This window comes from Rhizosphaericola mali (assembly GCF_004337365.2).
GTDB classification, from domain to species: Bacteria; Bacteroidota; Bacteroidia; order Chitinophagales; family Chitinophagaceae; genus Rhizosphaericola; species Rhizosphaericola mali.
In genome coordinates this window covers 1467072-1485782 of record NZ_CP044016.1, presented here as the reverse complement: position 1 = coordinate 1485782, position 18711 = coordinate 1467072, and the positions used below count along the sequence as shown (strand labels likewise).

The 18711-nt window shown below is 31.8% G+C and carries 18 protein-coding genes; 6 read left to right on the top strand and 12 right to left on the bottom strand.

The annotated features are described in order from the left end of the window. The first annotated feature begins 441 nt into the window (after positions 1 to 441). Positions 442 to 813: an integrase core domain-containing protein gene (locus E0W69_RS20790; RefSeq protein ID WP_407690699.1), complete on the top strand. Its 372-nt coding sequence runs from the start codon at positions 442 to 444 to the stop codon at positions 811 to 813. Between the two features lie 69 nt (positions 814 to 882). Here the strand turns inward: E0W69_RS20790 and E0W69_RS06415 are convergent, their stop codons facing one another. Further along, complete coding sequence (locus tag E0W69_RS06415; protein ID WP_131329202.1) at positions 883 to 1494, bottom strand: globin family protein; 612 nt, start codon at positions 1492 to 1494, stop codon at positions 883 to 885. Positions 1495 to 1523: 29 nt separating this feature from the next. After that, positions 1524 to 1958, bottom strand: a complete 435-nt coding sequence (locus tag E0W69_RS06410; RefSeq protein ID WP_131329201.1) for a hypothetical protein — start codon at positions 1956 to 1958, stop codon at positions 1524 to 1526. 128 nt (positions 1959 to 2086) lie between these two features. Between E0W69_RS06410 and E0W69_RS06405 the strand changes: the two genes are divergently transcribed. Both E0W69_RS06405 and E0W69_RS06400 read left to right on the top strand, forming a co-directional pair. After that, positions 2087 to 2656 carry an RNA polymerase sigma factor gene (locus E0W69_RS06405; protein ID WP_225321419.1) on the top strand — a complete coding sequence of 190 codons (570 nt, stop codon included), beginning with the start codon at positions 2087 to 2089 and terminating at the stop codon, positions 2654 to 2656. A gap of 1 nt (position 2657) precedes the next feature. Continuing rightward, positions 2658 to 3464 (top strand): anti-sigma factor, encoded by an 807-nt coding sequence (locus E0W69_RS06400; protein ID WP_131329199.1) that lies wholly within the window; start codon positions 2658 to 2660, stop codon positions 3462 to 3464. A 310-nt stretch (positions 3465 to 3774) separates the two neighbouring features. Here E0W69_RS06400 and idi read toward each other — a convergent pair whose 3' ends face one another. The 10 genes from idi to E0W69_RS06345 form a co-directional block, all read right to left on the bottom strand. Further along, complete coding sequence (gene idi, locus E0W69_RS06395; RefSeq protein WP_131329198.1) at positions 3775 to 4290, bottom strand: isopentenyl-diphosphate Delta-isomerase; 516 nt, start codon at positions 4288 to 4290, stop codon at positions 3775 to 3777. A 7-nt stretch (positions 4291 to 4297) separates the two neighbouring features. After that, positions 4298 to 5005, bottom strand: a complete 708-nt coding sequence (locus tag E0W69_RS06390) for a lycopene cyclase domain-containing protein (RefSeq protein ID WP_131329197.1) — start codon at positions 5003 to 5005, stop codon at positions 4298 to 4300. Continuing rightward, a complete protein-coding gene (locus E0W69_RS06385) occupies positions 5002 to 5460 on the bottom strand; it encodes a sterol desaturase family protein (protein ID WP_131329196.1) in 459 nt (152 codons plus the stop codon). The genes E0W69_RS06390 and E0W69_RS06385 overlap by 4 nt, the downstream gene beginning before the upstream one ends. A gap of 7 nt (positions 5461 to 5467) precedes the next feature. Next, positions 5468 to 5926, bottom strand: a complete 459-nt coding sequence (locus E0W69_RS06380) for an SRPBCC family protein (protein ID WP_131329195.1) — start codon at positions 5924 to 5926, stop codon at positions 5468 to 5470. A 6-nt stretch (positions 5927 to 5932) separates the two neighbouring features. Then, positions 5933 to 6259 (bottom strand): hypothetical protein, encoded by a 327-nt coding sequence (locus E0W69_RS06375; protein ID WP_225321418.1) that lies wholly within the window; start codon positions 6257 to 6259, stop codon positions 5933 to 5935. A 119-nt stretch (positions 6260 to 6378) separates the two neighbouring features. Beyond that, positions 6379 to 7215, bottom strand: coding sequence for a phytoene/squalene synthase family protein (locus tag E0W69_RS06370; protein ID WP_131329193.1), 837 nt, complete (start codon positions 7213 to 7215; stop codon positions 6379 to 6381). 2 nt (positions 7216 to 7217) lie between these two features. After that, entirely contained in the window at positions 7218 to 8693 is a 1476-nt protein-coding gene (locus E0W69_RS06365) for a phytoene desaturase family protein (RefSeq protein WP_131329192.1), read from the bottom strand. Between the two features lie 11 nt (positions 8694 to 8704). Then, entirely contained in the window at positions 8705 to 9364 is a 660-nt protein-coding gene (locus tag E0W69_RS06360; protein WP_225321417.1) for a MarR family winged helix-turn-helix transcriptional regulator, read from the bottom strand. Between the two features lie 970 nt (positions 9365 to 10334). Continuing rightward, entirely contained in the window at positions 10335 to 11252 is a 918-nt protein-coding gene (locus E0W69_RS06350) for a helix-turn-helix domain-containing protein (RefSeq protein WP_131329191.1), read from the bottom strand. 23 nt (positions 11253 to 11275) lie between these two features. Then, positions 11276 to 12256, bottom strand: a complete 981-nt coding sequence (locus tag E0W69_RS06345; protein WP_131329190.1) for an NAD(P)H-binding protein — start codon at positions 12254 to 12256, stop codon at positions 11276 to 11278. Positions 12257 to 13126: 870 nt separating this feature from the next. On the opposite strand from E0W69_RS06345, the gene E0W69_RS06340 reads away from it, so the two are divergent. The 3 genes from E0W69_RS06340 to E0W69_RS06330 all read left to right on the top strand — a co-directional run bounded on the left by E0W69_RS06340 (position 13127) and on the right by E0W69_RS06330 (position 18681). Further along, positions 13127 to 14113: a TlpA disulfide reductase family protein gene (locus E0W69_RS06340; RefSeq protein ID WP_131329189.1), complete on the top strand. Its 987-nt coding sequence runs from the start codon at positions 13127 to 13129 to the stop codon at positions 14111 to 14113. A 108-nt stretch (positions 14114 to 14221) separates the two neighbouring features. Next, a complete protein-coding gene (locus E0W69_RS06335; RefSeq protein WP_131329188.1) occupies positions 14222 to 16447 on the top strand; it encodes a S9 family peptidase in 2226 nt (741 codons plus the stop codon). A 53-nt stretch (positions 16448 to 16500) separates the two neighbouring features. Next, positions 16501 to 18681, top strand: coding sequence for a transferrin receptor-like dimerization domain-containing protein (locus E0W69_RS06330; protein WP_131329187.1), 2181 nt, complete (start codon positions 16501 to 16503; stop codon positions 18679 to 18681). Positions 18682 to 18711 lie beyond the last annotated feature (30 nt).

Genomic DNA, 18711 nt, shown 5'->3' with positions numbered 1-18711 from the left:
CGAAGTGTTTTGCATTATAAGTCGGACAAGGACGAGAGGACTTATATAGAAACCTTGCGCAGCTTGTCGGAACGACCCACTAGGGAAGGTTTTGGGTAATGTTTCCATCGGTTTAGCAATTGAGGCGTTGTGGTGAACCACAAGAAGTTGTACCGTATTTATAAAGCCATAGGATTAACGCTTAGGCGAAAATGCAAGAAACGACTCCCGCAACGGGAAAAGTAACCCTTATTTGTTCCGCAAGGATTTACACAAGGATGGAACATAGATTTTACTATTGATGAATTATCCAATGGGAGAAAATTTAGAAGTTTTAATGTTATAGACGACTATAACAGAGAAGTTTTGTTTATCGAAGTGGACTATAGTTTGAAAAGTTGTCGAGTAGAATGGGTATTATAGCATTTAATAGCATGCGACGAAAAACCACAAAGCATCCGCATGGACAATGGCCCGGAATTGATTGCAGGTTTGATGCAAAGCTGGAGTCAGTCCAACGATATCCATTTTCAGTACATGCAACCAGGCAAATCAATGCAGAATGGTTTTATAGAACGCTTTAACAGAACCTACAGGAAAAATGTATTGGATGCTTATATATTTGAAAGTTTGGAAGATGTAATGGCAATTACAGATGATTTTGTGAAGGACTATAACCATGAACGACCCCATTATGCATTAGGAGGAATATCACCGGTAAATTATCGCAAAAATTCGGTCGCAAATTTTGAAGGGGCTCGTTCCGCTTCTGCTAGGCCTGCGCTACACTCACCCCTTCAAAATTCTTTGGCTGGTGAAAAGAAAATAGTTTAGTTTTAACTTGTACTAAAACGGGGAAGCCAACAACACATTTTAAGATATAGTACTTTTTATACACATCATTTACTTACTCTGAACAACTGCTCCTTCTGTAGTATATAGTAATGCGCCTAATTCTTTAACCACTCCAGAAGGAACACCCACTTGAGTAGTGGCTGCAGTAGCGATATCAGATACAAACTGATTAAAATCAGAACTGTCTGCTGTAGGCGTTGTTGTAGATCCAAAACGTACATTTGTACTATGGTTATGTGCAGCAGTCATGGACAAGCCTTTGTAGATTTGTTGACCACTAATTGCTTGTTCTAAAAAGTCGGTAAATGTTTTAGAAAGTGCGGTAAATCCAGTTAGATTTCCTGCACCTACTTCCGTTAAAAGTGTAGCAAAATAAGGATCCATTTGCGGATCACCTGCAATTACGAATATCGCGGAGTCCACTACCGTACGTATAGCTAATCTACCAGCTTGAATTGTAGTTCCCGAATTAGCTGGATCATTGATTAACTTAGTACCTTGTCCTGTAATAGACATACTAGAACTAGCACCCTGAACAAACCAACCTAAAGTGTCATATAAGGTTGCTGCCTGCATCGTGTCATCACTCTTCTTACAAGAAGAAATTACGTAACTGAATGATAATAATGATGCACAAATAATGAATAATTTAGACTTCATAATTTTAAATTTAAAGATTGGGATAAATGTTAATAAACTAGTTTGTAGATAATTTTTGTAATTTTTGAATAAAATGAATTTCCTCCCATTGCTGGACAGCCTGTATTTGCTTGTTTTGACGAGACGACATGTGGCTGGGCAATAACTCCATTGTTTTTAATAGCTAGGTTAAATATGTTTTTGGCATTATTTAGTCTATTATCATACCCATAAACTAAAATATTTGCCTTAGCGTTATAGTAGGTATTTTTAACACCTTTCATATTTTTTACTTTGTTTTGTATATTAATAAGTGAAGAAGAATCAATAGGTTGTCCAAAATCTACTCTTGCTAATTGCATTGTCGCATTTGGAATTTGGCCTTCCTTTTTTACCATTACTATAATGTGGATGATTAATACAGCGAACAACAAAACGGCGATACCAATTAGACTCAATGCGAATATTTTTAATTTCTTTTTCATACTAAAGGGATTTAAAATCAAACAATTATTTTTAAGCTCTAATTATTTACGAAAAATCTTTTCTTTTGGATTTCGGAAAATGACATTTTTTTTACAAAAAAGAATTCCAATCCATTATTCTTATAACTTTGATCGAAATAATACCACTTTATTTGCCTCTATCTACTAAATATTCTGAAAACGAACTTGTTTTATTGTTGCAAAACAAAGACGAGAAAGGCTATAGTTATCTTTATGATAATTATAGCGGAGCGTTATACAGTGTAGTAAGGCAAATGATAAGTCCAGAAGAGTCTGCTGCAGATGCGTTACAAGAGTCATTTTTGAAAATTTGGAAAAACATTCATCTTTATGATCCCAATAAATCAAAATTATTTACTTGGATGTTGCATATCACAAGAAATTATTGCATTGATATTATACGATCAAAGGATTATAAAAATGAAAAACAAAACCAGCATTTAGAAAATGACGTATTTAATGATGTACGAGACGCTACATCTTTATCTGTAGATCATATTGGGATTATTAAGGTATTGCAACAGTTGAAAGAGGAATATAAAACAATCATAAATTTGGCATATTTAAAAGGATATACCCATGAAGAGATTTCAAAAGAACTAAATCTTCCACTTGGGACTATTAAAACAAGAATACGAAATGCTATGATTGAATTAAGAACCATATTGAAGGCATAAATTGGATATTAAAGCATACATATTATCTGGCATAATTGAAACTTATGTACTTGGTATTGCAACCGAATCGGAAGTGAGCGAGTTGCTATCTCTTGCTGCTCAATATCCTGAAATACGTTTGGCTATAGATGCATGTGAATCGAATTTCGAAAATGCATTATTGAAAAATCCAATTGAGCCACCAATAGGATTGAAGGAAAAAATTTGGTCTGAAATAACGAAAGATAATATGGTTAATGAAAGTGATATATCTGTCACTTCAGAGAAAAGCGAAATATCTTCACAAATTCCAACTCAACAATCCACTGTATCGATTTGGAATAAATGGCTACTTGCAGCTTCAATTATTGGGATATTAATTTGTCTTGGTTTTATATATAACTATCAAAAACAGAATAAAGAATATGCTCTTCAAATAGGCAAATTAAAGTATAAAGGGAAAAAAATAGAGGAAGAAAATAATATATTACAGTTGATATCCTTGCCAACCGTCAATAAAGTCGTGTTGAACGGTGTAGCAACCCATGCTAATAATATGGCTACAGTTTATTGGGATAGTATATCAAAAGCTGCATATTTAGTTTTAAACAATCTACCACAACCTCCAACAGACAAGCAATATCAATTGTGGGCACTCGTTGATGGAAAACCAATTGATGCAGGGCTTTACAATAGTGAAACTACAATAAATCATATTCAAAAATTGAAAAATGTACTACACGCAGATATGTTTGCAATTACGATGGAGCCTAAAGGCGGAAGCAAATCCCCAACTATGGAACAAATGTATGTAGCTGGAAAACTTTAATATTTGTTTTATTTGTAATCAAAAAATCTAATATTTAGACCAATAACTGATTAAATTTTGACCCAGATTTTTCTGAATATATTGAGATTTTAAATTTATATTATTGAAAAATGTAACTATCGTAAGATATTGAAATTTGTAACTGATGATTCAAATACCTTATACAGACTCAAGAAAATTGCTATATGATTTGGTTTTCCTTGCCGACTAATTGGTCAATGTTGAAAATAAAGAAGTTATAAGAAATACTAGGGTAAAAGGAATGAAAATTCAGTACAAATCTAAACGTTACATTATAATAAATAAAATACTAATAATAGCGGGAAAAAACAATTGGTAGTGACAATTTAAACCAGCTAGTATAAGAATTTGGGTTTTGAATTATATCTTTTATTACGAAATCTTTATCTACCCATTTAAAATCTTGCACTTCTTCTTCGTTTATTTTGGGATTATATTCTGAATAACCAATATATACATGATCTAATTCATGTTCTATTAAATTATTTTCGACCGCAGAATTATATATAAAAGTGTGAGAAAAATTTATTGTACAATGTAAACCCATTTCAAAATTCAATCTTTCCACCGCACTTTCCATAATATTTTCGTCCATCTGTGGATGCGAACAGCAAGTATTGGTCCATAAGCCAGCGCCATGATATTTATTTTTCGCACGCTTTTGCAACAATAATTCTCCAGAATTATTGAAAATAAAAATAGAAAAAGCGCGGTGTAAAATCCCTTTTTTATGTGCGACAAGTTTATCCATCACTCCTAATTGACAATCATTTTCATCTACTATAATCACATGATTTCTATCCATAATTAATCTATTTTAGAGGTAATTTTTGATCTCGTTTTTTTCTAAATTGATAAAAAAAATAAATCACTAATAAGAATTGTGTATATCCATAAACAGCGTCCTCAATGGGTATTGTGAGTATGCGAATGTCCAAAAAAGTTTTAGAATTATAATTTACTACAGGATGATCAATGCCTGTGCCGGTAAGTATTCCATTAACAGGCAAAAAGCCCAACATTAAAATAAGATAAGTCAATGAAGCTTTACTAATCCAAGTTGCTCGTACTATAAAATGAAGAAATATCAAAGTTACAGTGGTTGATATCGCCGTAACCAATGTATAGGTTTGATGTGGATGTAACAAAGCAATAACTGAACAAACTATAATGCTAGTAAATACCAAAATATTATTGAATCCAATTAAATGCTCCCAGCGAAAAAAATTATTCATACAATAATACGTAAATACACAAGCGAAAGGAATGCTGATAAAAAAAAGCCATTCTTCTATAGGCAAACCAAATAATTGAATGCCTAAAGTATAATCAAAATTAAACCACCAAATTCCTTTTAACGTAAACCAAATATCCCAAGAAATAAATGGAATAGCCACAATAATTGCGGCTTTCAAAAAAGGAAGAAAATATTGATCGAATTTAATTCTCTTGTCAAAAGATGCAATAAAACATACAATGACTGTAAAAAAAAGGATTAATATATAAGTATATTGCCTCATTTTTTAGATGAATTGTGATACATTTTCAAATATTTAAAGGGTACAAACAAAAAACCGAAACATTCGCCTTCTTCTTTTGATAAATGCTTGTGATGTTGCTTGTGTGCTCTTCTCATGGCTAAAAAATAACGATGATTGGTATTGGCAAATAATTTTATTCTTTGATGGATAAATATGTCATGCACAAAGAAATAGGCCATACCATACAGCATAATTCCCAAACCAATAAAAAACAAATAGTTGAAATGATGCAATGATCCAAAATACATTAACGCAATAGTTGGCAGCGCAAATATCACGAAGAAATAATCATTTTTTTCTAAAGCACCTTCATTACTATGATCATGGTGATCTTTGTGCAAAATCCATAAGAAACCATGCATGATATATTTGTGTATTAACCAAGTAGCGCCTTCCATCAAGCAAAACGTAAGTATCATTATTAGAATATTCATCAGCGTACTAATTATTGAACATTTTTTCTAAAACATTATATCTATAGTTAAAGATGGATTCCAACTTTTTACATACAAATAAACCATGCGCAATCGTACCTAAAAATCCAAATGGCAATTCATAAGTCACGGTATCTTTCATCAAAACTCCACCTTCTACGGCTACAAATTCATGAAAATGATTCCATAATTTATAAGGTCCTTTTTCTTGAAAGTCAGTAAAGCTTTTTTCAAAATCTACATGCGTTATTTTGGTAATCCATTTTAATCGAATTTTCAATAATGGCGATACTTTATATTCAATCAACATTCCTTCATAAATCGGTTCATTTTCATTGCTAGAAACTACTACAAAGCCCATGTCTGCAGGGGTAATTGTAGAAAGATTTTTAGGAGATGAGAAAAAATTCCAAGCTTTTTCTAAACTACAATTTAGTCGCTGTTCTCTATATAATTGATATTTCATAAAGCCTTATTTTAATAGTTGATTGATATTTTTTACGACGATGTTAGACTTAATTTTACACTTATTTTCTTCTAAACATTTTCTATCCATTTCTAAATTATCATGATATCCTAAAATAAGCGGTGCATTTTTCTGTACAGAATAACGTATATATTTTAATTCTACATCGTCATTATCTTTTAGAATAGCTGATTCAATATTTACCTTGCCTTGATTAAATGTTTTTAATTTTGAAAATGGATTACTATAATGCTTTGCCATCATCGTCTGAAAACCACCCAAATAACCTAAATATATCGCTTGTGATTTTTGAGTACTTAATACTTTTATCATTTTAATACATATCGATTTTTCGAAAAGCGCTATGGTATAATTACTTCTGATTTCATCTAAATTGATTTGAGCGCTTGCAATTATGGTACAGAAAAAGAACAATAAACAAAAAATAAATTTCATAGAAAGGCCGCTTTGTAACGAATATAACTTTTACATGCTATATATAACTTCTCTGCATTAGGTATTCTAATTCTTTTAGATAAAATTTCTTTAGATGATTTTTTCTTAATTTTTGCAAAAAGAATATTGTAATAACTATAGGCCAAATAAACACCAAATCTGGAAGTGTGTGGCAAATTTTTTATGCCAATTAAAGCTTCTTTAAACTCATGTTCTATTTCTTTTTCAATCTGATATTTAGTGTCATTATCAAATGAAATCATATTAATATTGGGAAAATAAGTACGTCCCAATATTTGATAATCCTCTTTAATATCTCTCAAGAAATTAATTTTTTGAAACGCAGATCCTAAAGTCATAGCATATGGTTTCAATAGTTCGTATTGTTCCTTATTTCCTTCTGTAAATACTTGAAGACACATCAATCCGACCACTTCTGCAGAACCAAAAATGTATTGGTTATATAAATCAGAGTTGTAATCTATTTTTTGTAAATCCATAGACATGCTATACAAAAACTGATGTATCAATGTCGTATCAATAGAATATTTATACACAATTTCTTGAAAAGATTGTAGAATTGGATTTAATGAAATTCTTTCAGATAAAGCTATTTCCGTTTCCATTTGAAATCTTTTTAATAGTTTTTCTTGATCATAACCAGCGAAACTATCAACAATTTCATCTGCCAATCGCACATAGCCGTAAATGGCATAAATACCTTTGTGAATACTTGGTTTTAATGCCAAAATACCTAAGGAAAAACTCGTACTATATTTCACCGTCGTTCTCTTACTTACATCGTATGCTAATTCTTCGAATATTTTTTTCATAGTTAGTTTTTTAGATATTTATAGATTTCGTCGGCTACAATTTTACCAGAAATGATGGATGGTGGTACGCCTGGACCTGGCACCGTTAATTGACCTGTATAAAATAAATTCTGTACCTTTTTATTAAAAATTTTGGGTTTCCAGACCGCCGTTTGTTGTAATGTATTTGCTAATCCGTAAGCATTACCACCAAATGCGTTGTAATCATTTTGAAAATCCGCCACACAATAACTACGCTTATATTCTATCTTATCTTTTAAATTCTTTACGCCAGTTAGCTTTTCAATACGACCAAGCATTTCACCTAAATATTGTTCTCTAATTTTTTCATCATCTTTTATTCCAATAGCGATAGGCATTAATAGAAATAAATTTTCGCAATTTTTAGGCGCCACTTTTTCATCTGTTTTTGATGGGCAACAAACGTAAAACAATGGTTTTTCAGGCCATTTTTTTTCTACATAAATGCAATCAATATGCGCATCTAAATCATTCTCGAAAAATAAGGTATGGTGCTTCAGATTTGGAATAATCTCTTTTATACCAACGTAATAAATTAAACAAGAAGGCGCAAAAGTTCTACTATTCCAATAATTTTCATCATAATTTCTAAATTTTTCAGGTAATAATTGCTCTGTATGATGATAATCGGAGGAAGCAATTATCGCATCAAAAGACAGTTTTTTTCCTTTTATTTCTATAGAGGTCACTTTATTCTTTACAATATTTATCGAATCAATTGCATGGTCGAAATGAAACATAACACCTTGATTATCTGCAATGTTTTTCATTGCCAACACCAATTGATAAAATCCACCCATAGGATAATGCGTTCCTAAAACATAACCACCATAATTCATCAAACTATATAACGCGGGAATATTTTGGGGAGAAGCTCCTAAAAATATAATAGGAAATTCCATCAAGGATCGCAGTTTAGCATCTTTGAAAAATTTTTGTACATAATTTCTAAAATTGCTAATCAAATTTAGCTTTACAGCACTGTTCAATATTTTTGGTTGTGCAAATTCTAACCAACTATAACAAGGTTTTTTGACAAATTCTTTCATTCCAACCGAATACTTGTATTTAGCCGAGTCCATGAATTTATCTAATTGTATTCCTGCACCTTTTTCAATCTTTTCAAATAGCCTTTTTAAATCCTCATAATTCTTGGGAATAGTTAATTTCTCATTTGAAAAAATCATTTCAAATTGTGGATTTAAGGATATCAATTTAAAATAATCCGCAGTGCCACAGCCAAAATCTTGGAAAAAACCCTCAATAATATCTGGCATCCAATACCAACTTGGTCCCATGTCAAAAGCATAACCATTGCTAGTTATAAATTGTCGCGCTCTTCCTCCAGCTTGATTATTTTTTTCAAATACATGCACTTCAAAACCTGCTTTCGCAGCATAAGAAGCCGCTGACAGTCCCGAAAATCCACTTCCAATAACTGCTATTTTTTTCTTCATGGTTTTTTGGTTTATTTGGATAAGATCAATGCTTCATTTAAAAGATGTTGCCTATCGATGTTCTTGTTATATATATCTAAGTGAAAATCATTTAGTTTGTTGAGCAAATAGATCAATTCTAATTTTTCATTTTCGGTAAGATTACCACTCACAATTTTAGTAGCTTTACGAATTTTGTCCATCTGTCGCGATAAAACTTGTAGACCTTTTTCAGTAATATTGATGAGTTTACTTCTTTTATCAATGGTAGAATTTTCCTGTTGTATCCAACGATTTTCCATTAATCGATTGATAATTAGCACTCCTGCTGGTTTTTCATGCACATTCTTTTTTATTAAATCCATTTTAGTCATCTTTCCAAAAGATTTCAACGTTATTAGGTAGATAAACTCTTCTTGAGTAGAAAATTCAGAATCAATAATTGCTGCTTTAGAATAACTTTTTGCATACCTTCCAAGATGCGTTAATAAAGTACTAATAACGCTTTCAGCACTTCTGCCAATTGCTTTTGATTCCCAATTAGTTTCGTTTATAATGCGTTTTTCATCATAACTATTTACAATCCATTGTTTAAAACCCTCAACATTATTGAGATATTGATTTTTGCTATTTGATAGTTCAAATTGAGCAATTAATTCAATGATATTTTGAACAAGATTATAATTTATCATAGTGTATATATATACTAATTAATAATAATAAAGATTACAAATATACTAAATTTTAGAATTATAGGTTACTTTTAAGTGTGATCAAAAAAAAAAGTTTTAACAGTCACTACTTAAACTAAATACACATACTTATTCCTAATATTAATGAATATGATTTTTTTGGAAAATATACTATGAAACGATAAATAGGTTGGACATTTTGAATTAATTGACAATTAAGTGTTTAGAGACAATAAATTCTTTCTTAGATTATTTTAATAGCGGCTTGCCGTTTAATACTTGTATAAAAGAAAAAAGTGCCAAAACTCCGTACATTGCTCCTAATATAAAAATCATCTTTACATTTCTAAAAACATAGAAAGCAACCAATGGTAATATTTGCAAGGCATACATACCTATAAAGTGGGCTATTCGCAAATCCCCATTTGCACGACTCTAGTTGAGGACCGTAAGCACCCATTATAGCTCCTTCAAAGGCAAATATGGCGAAGAAAAATATGCCGATACGTATGGCCCAAACATAGTAATCTGGAAGTTAGGAAAATCTACTCGTACAGAAAAAATGCCAATATAGCCTGTATACAAAGTAGCAGCTATCGCAGCTACAGCCATTGCTACGGTAAGGTATGTCTATAAAGTTGAACTTACATTATAATGGGATAGTTGACCGCGACCCGCTTGCAAGGTTATATAAAATAATTCAAATCCAAGTAAGATAATTATCGACCAGCGATATATTTCTGTTACCCTTGGAGTCTGAAGCTAGCCGGTATAGCAGCACATTGTCCAACTAAACGTGCCAATAGATAAAGCAAATTTTAATGGTTTATACCAAGCATTCACACCATTAATTTTGCAATAATGAACAGTACAACAGCGCCAACCAAGCATATAAGACCAAAATAAAATAAGGGCAAATTTTTTGATTTTAAAACATCCAAAAATTCAATCATAGAATTACATTTGATAATTAGTTCGAATTGAAAGTAGACCTGAACTCCAATGGTGAAAGTTTTGTTTTACTTTTAAATAATTTACTGAAAGATTGAGGATGTTCAAAACCTAAGTCATAGGCAATTTCACTTATCGATAAGCCGCTAATAGATAACTTCTCTTTTGCTTTTTCAATCAACCTTTCGTGAATATGTTGCTGCGTACTCTGTCCTGTCAGAGCCGTCAATAGTGTACTTAAGTAGGTTGGTGAAATATTTAAAGCAACCGCAATGGAGTGTACTGTTGGGATTTTTTTATTCTCTAATCTATCACTGCTAAAAAAATCATCGAGAATCTCTTCTAAACGCCTAAGTATTTGGTGGCTATTTATTTTTCGGGTCAAAAACTGGCGGTTATAAAACCGGTCGCAGTATTGTAACAATAGTTCAATTTGCACAATTACAAGCCCTTGGCTGAATTTATCAATATTGGAATGATATTCTTGTTTAACAAGTTGAACAATACTTGCAATGGTTGCATCTTCTTTCTCTGAAAGAAACAGGGCTTCATTCATCGAATAGCTGAAGAATCCATATTGCCTGATTGTTTTTGCCAAAGGAACTCCACAAAGAAAATCTGGGTGAATAAGCAGCATCCAGCCAGAGCTTTTGAAATTTTGGTCCGAATCAAATGAAAAGACCTGTTTGGGAGCTATAAAAAACATGGTGCCCTCATTAAAATCATAGGATTGCTGGCCATATATGTATTTTACTGTACCTTCTAAATTCTTTTTCAACGATATAATGTAAAAATCAAAAATGACGCTGATACGACGATTTTCTTCTGGAGGTCTGAAATCATCCAGACTGATAACACTAAATAACGGATGTTCGGGTTTAGATATCCCTAAAATCTGGTGATACTTGCTAATGGTTTTAATTCTATAAGGCTCCATGTTTTTACTTCATTTTAATTAACCTATTTTGAAAAGTAAACAGAGGCAAATTCTTTAGCAAAATCTATCATTTTTACTTTACCAAGAGCGGGTTTGTTTCTATAATAATCTTCAAATAATATTCCGCTGTTACGCATACTAGCATTCATTTCAACAATATCTCTTGCTAGCGATATTGGCAATTTTAATTTGATTAAAGCGTCCAACATTTGTTTATCACTGATGGCCACCCATTTCAGATAAGGTTTGCCTATGGCTGTACCAAGAAAAGTGGCGACCTGATGGCAAGTTAACTCTTCACTTGCTACGTAGCGCACTTTACGGCCAGTTAATATTGTCGTCAGTTCCTCAGCCACCGTGGTTGCAATGTCCATGGGCGAAACCCAGGGCATTTTATCTTCAGCACCATAATTGGATACAATAAGTCCTTTTTTACCTTTTATAAAACCTATTAAGCCATAATAACGGAGTGTCATAAACATACCGATAAAGCCTTTCAAAAACCCCTCACCTTTAATAATATCCTTAAATTGGTATAGGTTGTAATAGAATCCAACAGGTCGTATAAAGCTAATTGCAACATCGTTAGGCAGCGAATTTAATACCTGCTCTGCTATAAAATGAAACGCTAACAATCCATTCCCTTTATCTGTATGTGCACCAATACTACTGAGGTGAATTACCTTTTTGACCCCTGATCTCTGGATTGCCGTAACATAATTGTTTGCAAGCCTTCGTGCTTCTTCCCTTGCATCAAGACTCGGGTTTTCTTCAAATTTAAAAGGTGGAAGCATAGTGTAAACTGCATCTGCATCAGTAAAAGTTTTTGTTAAGAAATCAAGGTTTTCTATATTACCAATTGCGGCATTTGCACCTATTACTTCAATATTTTTTTGCTTGTCAGTATTGCTACTAATGACTGTGACTGAATGACCATTTTTAATTAAAGTCGTAGTAAGTGGTTTACTAATGTGACCCAAAGATCCAGTTATCACTATTTTCATTTTTTTTTTATTATTTAACAAATTTCAATTTAAATTGTAAGTTATATGTAGCCAAATCTTTGATTATCTTAGCCATTTCTTCAATTTAAACTAAATCTGTTTTGGTAATAGCGTGAATACATTACTAAAGCATCTTGCAAACGATTGTACTTTTTAAAAATTTCACTACAGTAATGTTAGTCTAAAAAACTGAAAATGGCATTTACGAAGAATGAAAAGGAATAAAACTATTTTTAGCCTTTTGATTTTCAAATGAGTGAAATTCGTCAAATACAAAAATTAAAATTAATGAATACTAAAGTGGAAAAACCGATCAGTTTAGCGCTCTAAAGCCAAAATTGATTTGATCCCCGAAATGTGTTGACAAACAATATGTTGCATTGAATTTATAAAATTGGCGGGAAGGGGTCATTGTCGTCGGTTTTTCCACATGATTACTACAATTTTGTCAGAGCAAAAGTGCTAAATTCGTGTAGGTTATATCACAAGGACGTCACAAGTTGGGATGTTAAAAGATGTTATCTTCAAGTATTTAGATAAAAATTTCTATTTGGTTTTTTAACACAAATAAGGTGTTTCTATTGCAATGAATGTAATAGATCTAAATTGCATCCTATATTTTTATGAAATTAATTTTTTAAATAAGGAATCAATAATCTCCAGTGTTAGAAAAATTTAGGTAAAATTTATATTTTCTTTTTTTTTATTTATTTGTCTACTATATTTGTAGACAAATAAATAACACTAGTTATTGACTAATTATTTAACAATAGGAAATACTTTAATATATATTAAAGTATGATATGGTTTGATTATTTATTCCGATTAATAAATATTTAAATCTTTAATCAAATTAATCTAAAACAAAAAATGATAACTAAAACAATTCTCGGCCTTATTGGTCTAGCGACGATTTTATCTACAAATGCGCAGGAAAAGAAATCTTTACAATTATCTGGAACCACTCCTCAAATTAAGTCTGAAAAAGTCTATTTACAACAGTTTAAAGACAAAATATTTAAGACAATTGATTCCTCTTCGATTGAAGATTCTAAATTTCAATTTAAAACTAAATTAAAACTTCCTGAGTTGTATGGTTTAAGTGTTGATACGACAAAAACTCCGTTATATATTTTTTTGGATAATAGTAAAACAATTGTCGATTTAGACTCTACCAAATTTTACTCAAAATCAGCCGTAATAGGTTCTCAATTGCAAACTCAATTTCAAGAATATAAAGAGCATTCTAAAGAGCCTATCAGTGATTATATTAAATCTAATCCATCGTCCCTTGTAACTGCGTACATTTTGTATAGAAACTATGCTTATCGACTTACCCCTGAAGAAATAAATACAAATATTGAATTGTTGGATGGGTCTTTAAAGAATTCGCAATATGTACAATTATTGCATAATTATGTAGGTATATTGGATAAAGTTAGCATAGGTAAAAAAGCACCAGACTTCACCTCACTCTCTCCTGATGGGAAATCTATCAATTTAGCGAATAATTTAACTAAATATACACTTGTTGATTTTTGGGCATCTTGGTGTGGTCCCTGTCGAAGAGAAAATCCCAATGTGGTTGCTGCTTATCAAAAATATAAGGCAAAAGGATTTAGTGTATTTGGTGTTTCTTTAGATAAAAGTAAGGATAATTGGATTGCTGCAATTAAAAATGATCATTTAGATTGGTTACAGGTATCTGAGTTGAAGTATTGGGGTAGTGAAATTGCCCATGACTATGGAGTGAGAGCCATTCCCTCTAATTTTTTATTAGACGAAAATGGTATTATCGTTGGGAAAAATCTTAGGGGCGAAGATTTGAATAACAAATTAGCGGAATTGTTGCAATAACAAGTTTTCGAGAAAAAATGAAATAGAATAAATTTTTAGAGCATTTCCTAAGAATTATTCTGTTGAGATTATATTTAAAATAATCTTCAGGAAACTAAACTAAAATAGATGAAATTTTTAAAATTACAGTATCATTTAATGATAGTGTTAGCACTACTATTTACGAATTTATCCCATAGCCAAAATTTAAATAAAAATCCAATTGAAGTGGATGATCTTTTGAAGATCAGAAGTATCACTAATATATCGACAAGTGTTGATGGGAAATGGGTTATTTATTCCGTAAAAAGTATTGAAGACGACAGTTTAAACAAAAAAGAAACTAAAAAAGAATTATTACCTTCCTATATTTTAGATAAGGTTTTACCAAATATGAACTATTCCTATAAAAAGAGGTTTTGGAATCTTAATCTTGAAGAGAATTCCATTCCATATTTATTAGATTCCGCAAAAAGTGAAATATCACAAGTAGTTTTTAGTCCGAATGGAAATGAAATTGCTTATTTGAAAAAAGTAGACGGCTTATCTCAAATTTTTAAATATGATTTAAAGACTAAGATATCCAAACAAGTAAGTTTTTTTTCCTATAATATTAATAATATAATATGGAATAGGGATGGTAATCGTTTAGTTTTTACAACTGCAATTCCCATAATGGCGTATTTATACGACACTACGTTACAATCAATACGCAATGTTGCAAATATAAGTTCTCGAGATAGCTTATTTATTTCAAATTATCTACATTATGACTCTCCAAATCCAGATGGAACGATAGAAAATATAAGGTCTTATTTGTATAGAAATGAATTGAGTCAAAAAGCAAAAGTAATTCGTAAAATTCAATATCAAACCGAAGCAGGTATAAACACAGCCGTCAATCTTTCTCATATTTTTATTTTAGATACATCTTTTGGATCGACTCCAATAGCATTGACGAAAGGTTTAAATAATTATAGTAGTCCTTATTTTATAAATAGAAATAAAATTATAGTTAATAGTACACCTGTCGTGGAAGATTCTTCATTATATGGGTTAACAAAATCAAGTATATATGAAATAAACATAGACTCGAATGAAATATTTCCACTAAAACAAGATACTCATTTTTCCTATAGTATAGAATCTGTATCTAAAAGTGGTAAATATTTAGCATATCAAAGAAATGTCTTGGGTAAGGTCAACATTCCAAAAATATACATCTATAATACTATAGATCAAAAAAGTAACGACTATCTTATAGAAATAGATCGAAATTTGAGTCAAATACAATTTTCCTCAGATGAAAATTATATCTATTTTATCAAAAGTGGAAATGGTGGCTCTGTAGTTTCAAAATCTAGAGTTGGTACTAAAACGTTTCAAAATCTTACAGACTCTGTTGATGGCGTTTTAAGTTTTTCTGTATTAGATAAAAAAATTATATACGCCAAAACTACGATAAGTAATCCTTCCGAACTATACATAAAGAATCTTGAAGAAAATAAAGAACAGCAACTATCTCATCTGAATGATAAATGGTTGGAAAATAAATTTATAAGTATACCCGTAAAACATAGTATAGTAAATGAACTTGGACAAAAAGTAGAGTTTTGGGTAATGAAACCAAAGGGATTTGAGTCAAATAAGAAATATCCATTATTGTTGGAAATGCACGGAGGTCCAGCTTCTATGTGGGGACCTGGAGAAGAAAGTATGTGGCATGAGTTTCAATTTTTTACGGGGAAAGGTATTGGGGTTGTTTATGGTAATCCTCGTGGGTCTAATGGTTATGGCGAAAAATTTCTACGAGCGAATGAAAAAGATTGGGGCACAGGTCCTGCAAAGGATGTATTGTCTTATTTGAATAAGACAATATCTGAGGATTGGGTTGATTCTTCCAAATTATTATTAAGTGGCGGTTCATATGCAGGATATTTGACTGCGTGGATTTTATCTCACGATCATCGATTTTTAGCCGCTAGTAGTCAAAGAGGTGTATATGATTTTAATACATTTTTAGGTGAAGGTGATGTCTGGAATATTGTTCCTAGATATTTCGGGGGCTATCCTTGGACTAACAAAATTGGAGAATTATTAAAAAATCAATCTCCTATCAACTATGTACAAAATATCAATACACCCTTATTAATATTTATAGGAGAGCATGATACTAGAGTTGGAACCACTCAAAGTGATATGCTTTACAAAAGTTTGAGATTATTAGGAAAACATGTTGAGTATGTTAGACATCCCAATGCGGATCACGAGTTAACACGTAGTGGGGATAATACCCAAAGGATAGATCAGATGTTACGAACCTATGAATTTTTTTACAGGTATCTATATAAATGATTGTACGACTCAAAAAAATTATATAAAAAATATTAAAGCTAAAAATAATCAATATGAGAAAGCTTAAAAGAAATTTACTATTTCTAAGTACTCTATTTACTGTGGGAATACATGCACAGATTGAAAATGCGGAACTTGAGAAAAAATTTGATAACCAATTATCTAAAGAACATATTGGCCAATTAATCAAAGAGTTTTCTGCTACTCCGCATCATCTTGGTTCAAAAAGAACTAAAGAAATTGCAGAAAAAATTAACGCATTATTTCAACAATGGGGCTGGAATTCCTCCATTGAAACTTACTATGTTTTATTTCCGACGCCAAAACATAGAGCATTGACTTTATTATCTCCAGTTAAATATAATGCCAATTTATTGGAAAAAACATTTGTAGATGACAGTATTAATCAAGCAAATGGAGGGTTGCCACCTTATAACGCATGGAGTGCAGACGGCGATGTTACAGGTAATTTAGTTTTTGTAAATTACGGACTACCAGAGGATTATGAAATCTTAGATCGTCTTGGCGTAGATGTCAAAGGAAAAATCGTCATTGCAAAATATGGAAAGGCTTGGCGTGGCATTAAAGGAAAAATCGCACAAGAGCATGGAGCTATAGGTACGATATTATATTCTGATCCTTCAGATGATGGTTTTACTAAGGGAGATACCTATCCCAAAGGCCCTTATAAAAATGAATGGAGTGTGCAGCGAGGGTCTGTCATGGACATGGTCGTTTATCCAGGAGATCCACTTACACCAGGAGAGGGTGCGGTAAAAGATGCCAAAAGAATAAAAAGGCAGGATGCTACCAATTTGTTGAAAATACCCGTTTTGCCAATAAATTACAGAGATGCACAGAATTTATTACAAGCCTTATCAGGAAAAGTGGTTCCAAGTGAATGGCAAGGTGCTTTGCCCATAACATATCATATTGGAGGAGAAAATGATAAAGTGCATTTAAGTGTTTCATTTGATTGGAAAATAGTACTTGCCTATGATGTGATTGCCAAAATAGAAGGAAAAGAATTTCCGAATGAATGGGTGATTAGAGGTAATCATCATGATGCATGGGTAAATGGGGCTTCGGATCCTGTCAGTGGTCTCTCTGCAATGTTAGAAGAGGCGAAATCTATAGGGCAATTACATCAAGCTGGCTGGCAACCAAATAGAACTATAGTTTATGCGGCTTGGGATGGCGAAGAGCCTTCTTTACTTGGTTCAACCGAATGGGTAGAACGTCATGCGGATGAATTGCAAAAGAAAACGGTTGCTTATATTAATTCCGATAACAATGGTAAAGGCTTTTTATCTGTTGGAGGTTCACATGCGTTACAAGGCTTTATCAATCATGTCGCAGACGATATAAGCGATCCTGTTCATCCAATTAGTTTATTGGAAAGAAAAAAGTTGCATTCAGAATTAAAAAGGCCTAAATCAGATACGACAGAAAAATTTTCAACGGAAATAGGAGCCTTAGGAACAGGATCAGATTATTCTGCGTTTTTACAACATTTAGGTATTCCGTCCTTGAATCTTAGTTTCCAAGGAGAAGATCCTGGAGGTGAGTATCATACAGATTTTGATACATATGCTGACTTTATAAGATTTAAAGATCCAGGCTTTTTATATGCTGAAGCGTTATCTAAAGTTGGAGGTCATGCGGTTCTTCAATTATCAGAAGATAGATTGCTTCCATTTAATTTTAAAGAATTAGGGCATGCTATTGAATCATATGTGAAAGACTTAAAATCGTATATTAATCGTACTCAAAATACCATTTTGAGACAAAATGAATTGTTGAAAGATAGTGCTTATGCCTATGCAGGCACGGATGAATCGATTTATCCTATAACTAGACAAGATACGTTACCCAAAATTAATTTCCATAAATTGGATTCCTTAATCGGCGCATTGTCTTTACATGCAGATCAACTGAATCAATATTTGAAAAATACCACTAATTTGTCCAAACAAGATTTAGCTATTTTAAATGAGAAACTTTATCAAGCGGAACAAGTATTGTTAAACCCTGGTGGTCTACCAAATAGGTCTTGGTATAAACATGTAATATATGCTCCTGGTTTCTATACAGGATATGGAGTTAAAACAATACCTGGAGTCCGAGAAGCAATTGAACAGAAAAAATGGGATCAAGCCAATGAGCAATTAATCGTACTAGAATCTCGAATTCAAGATTTTAATCAATATATATCGAATCTCACTAATAAATAGCATTCCCTTCTACTAGTATAAAACAAATAT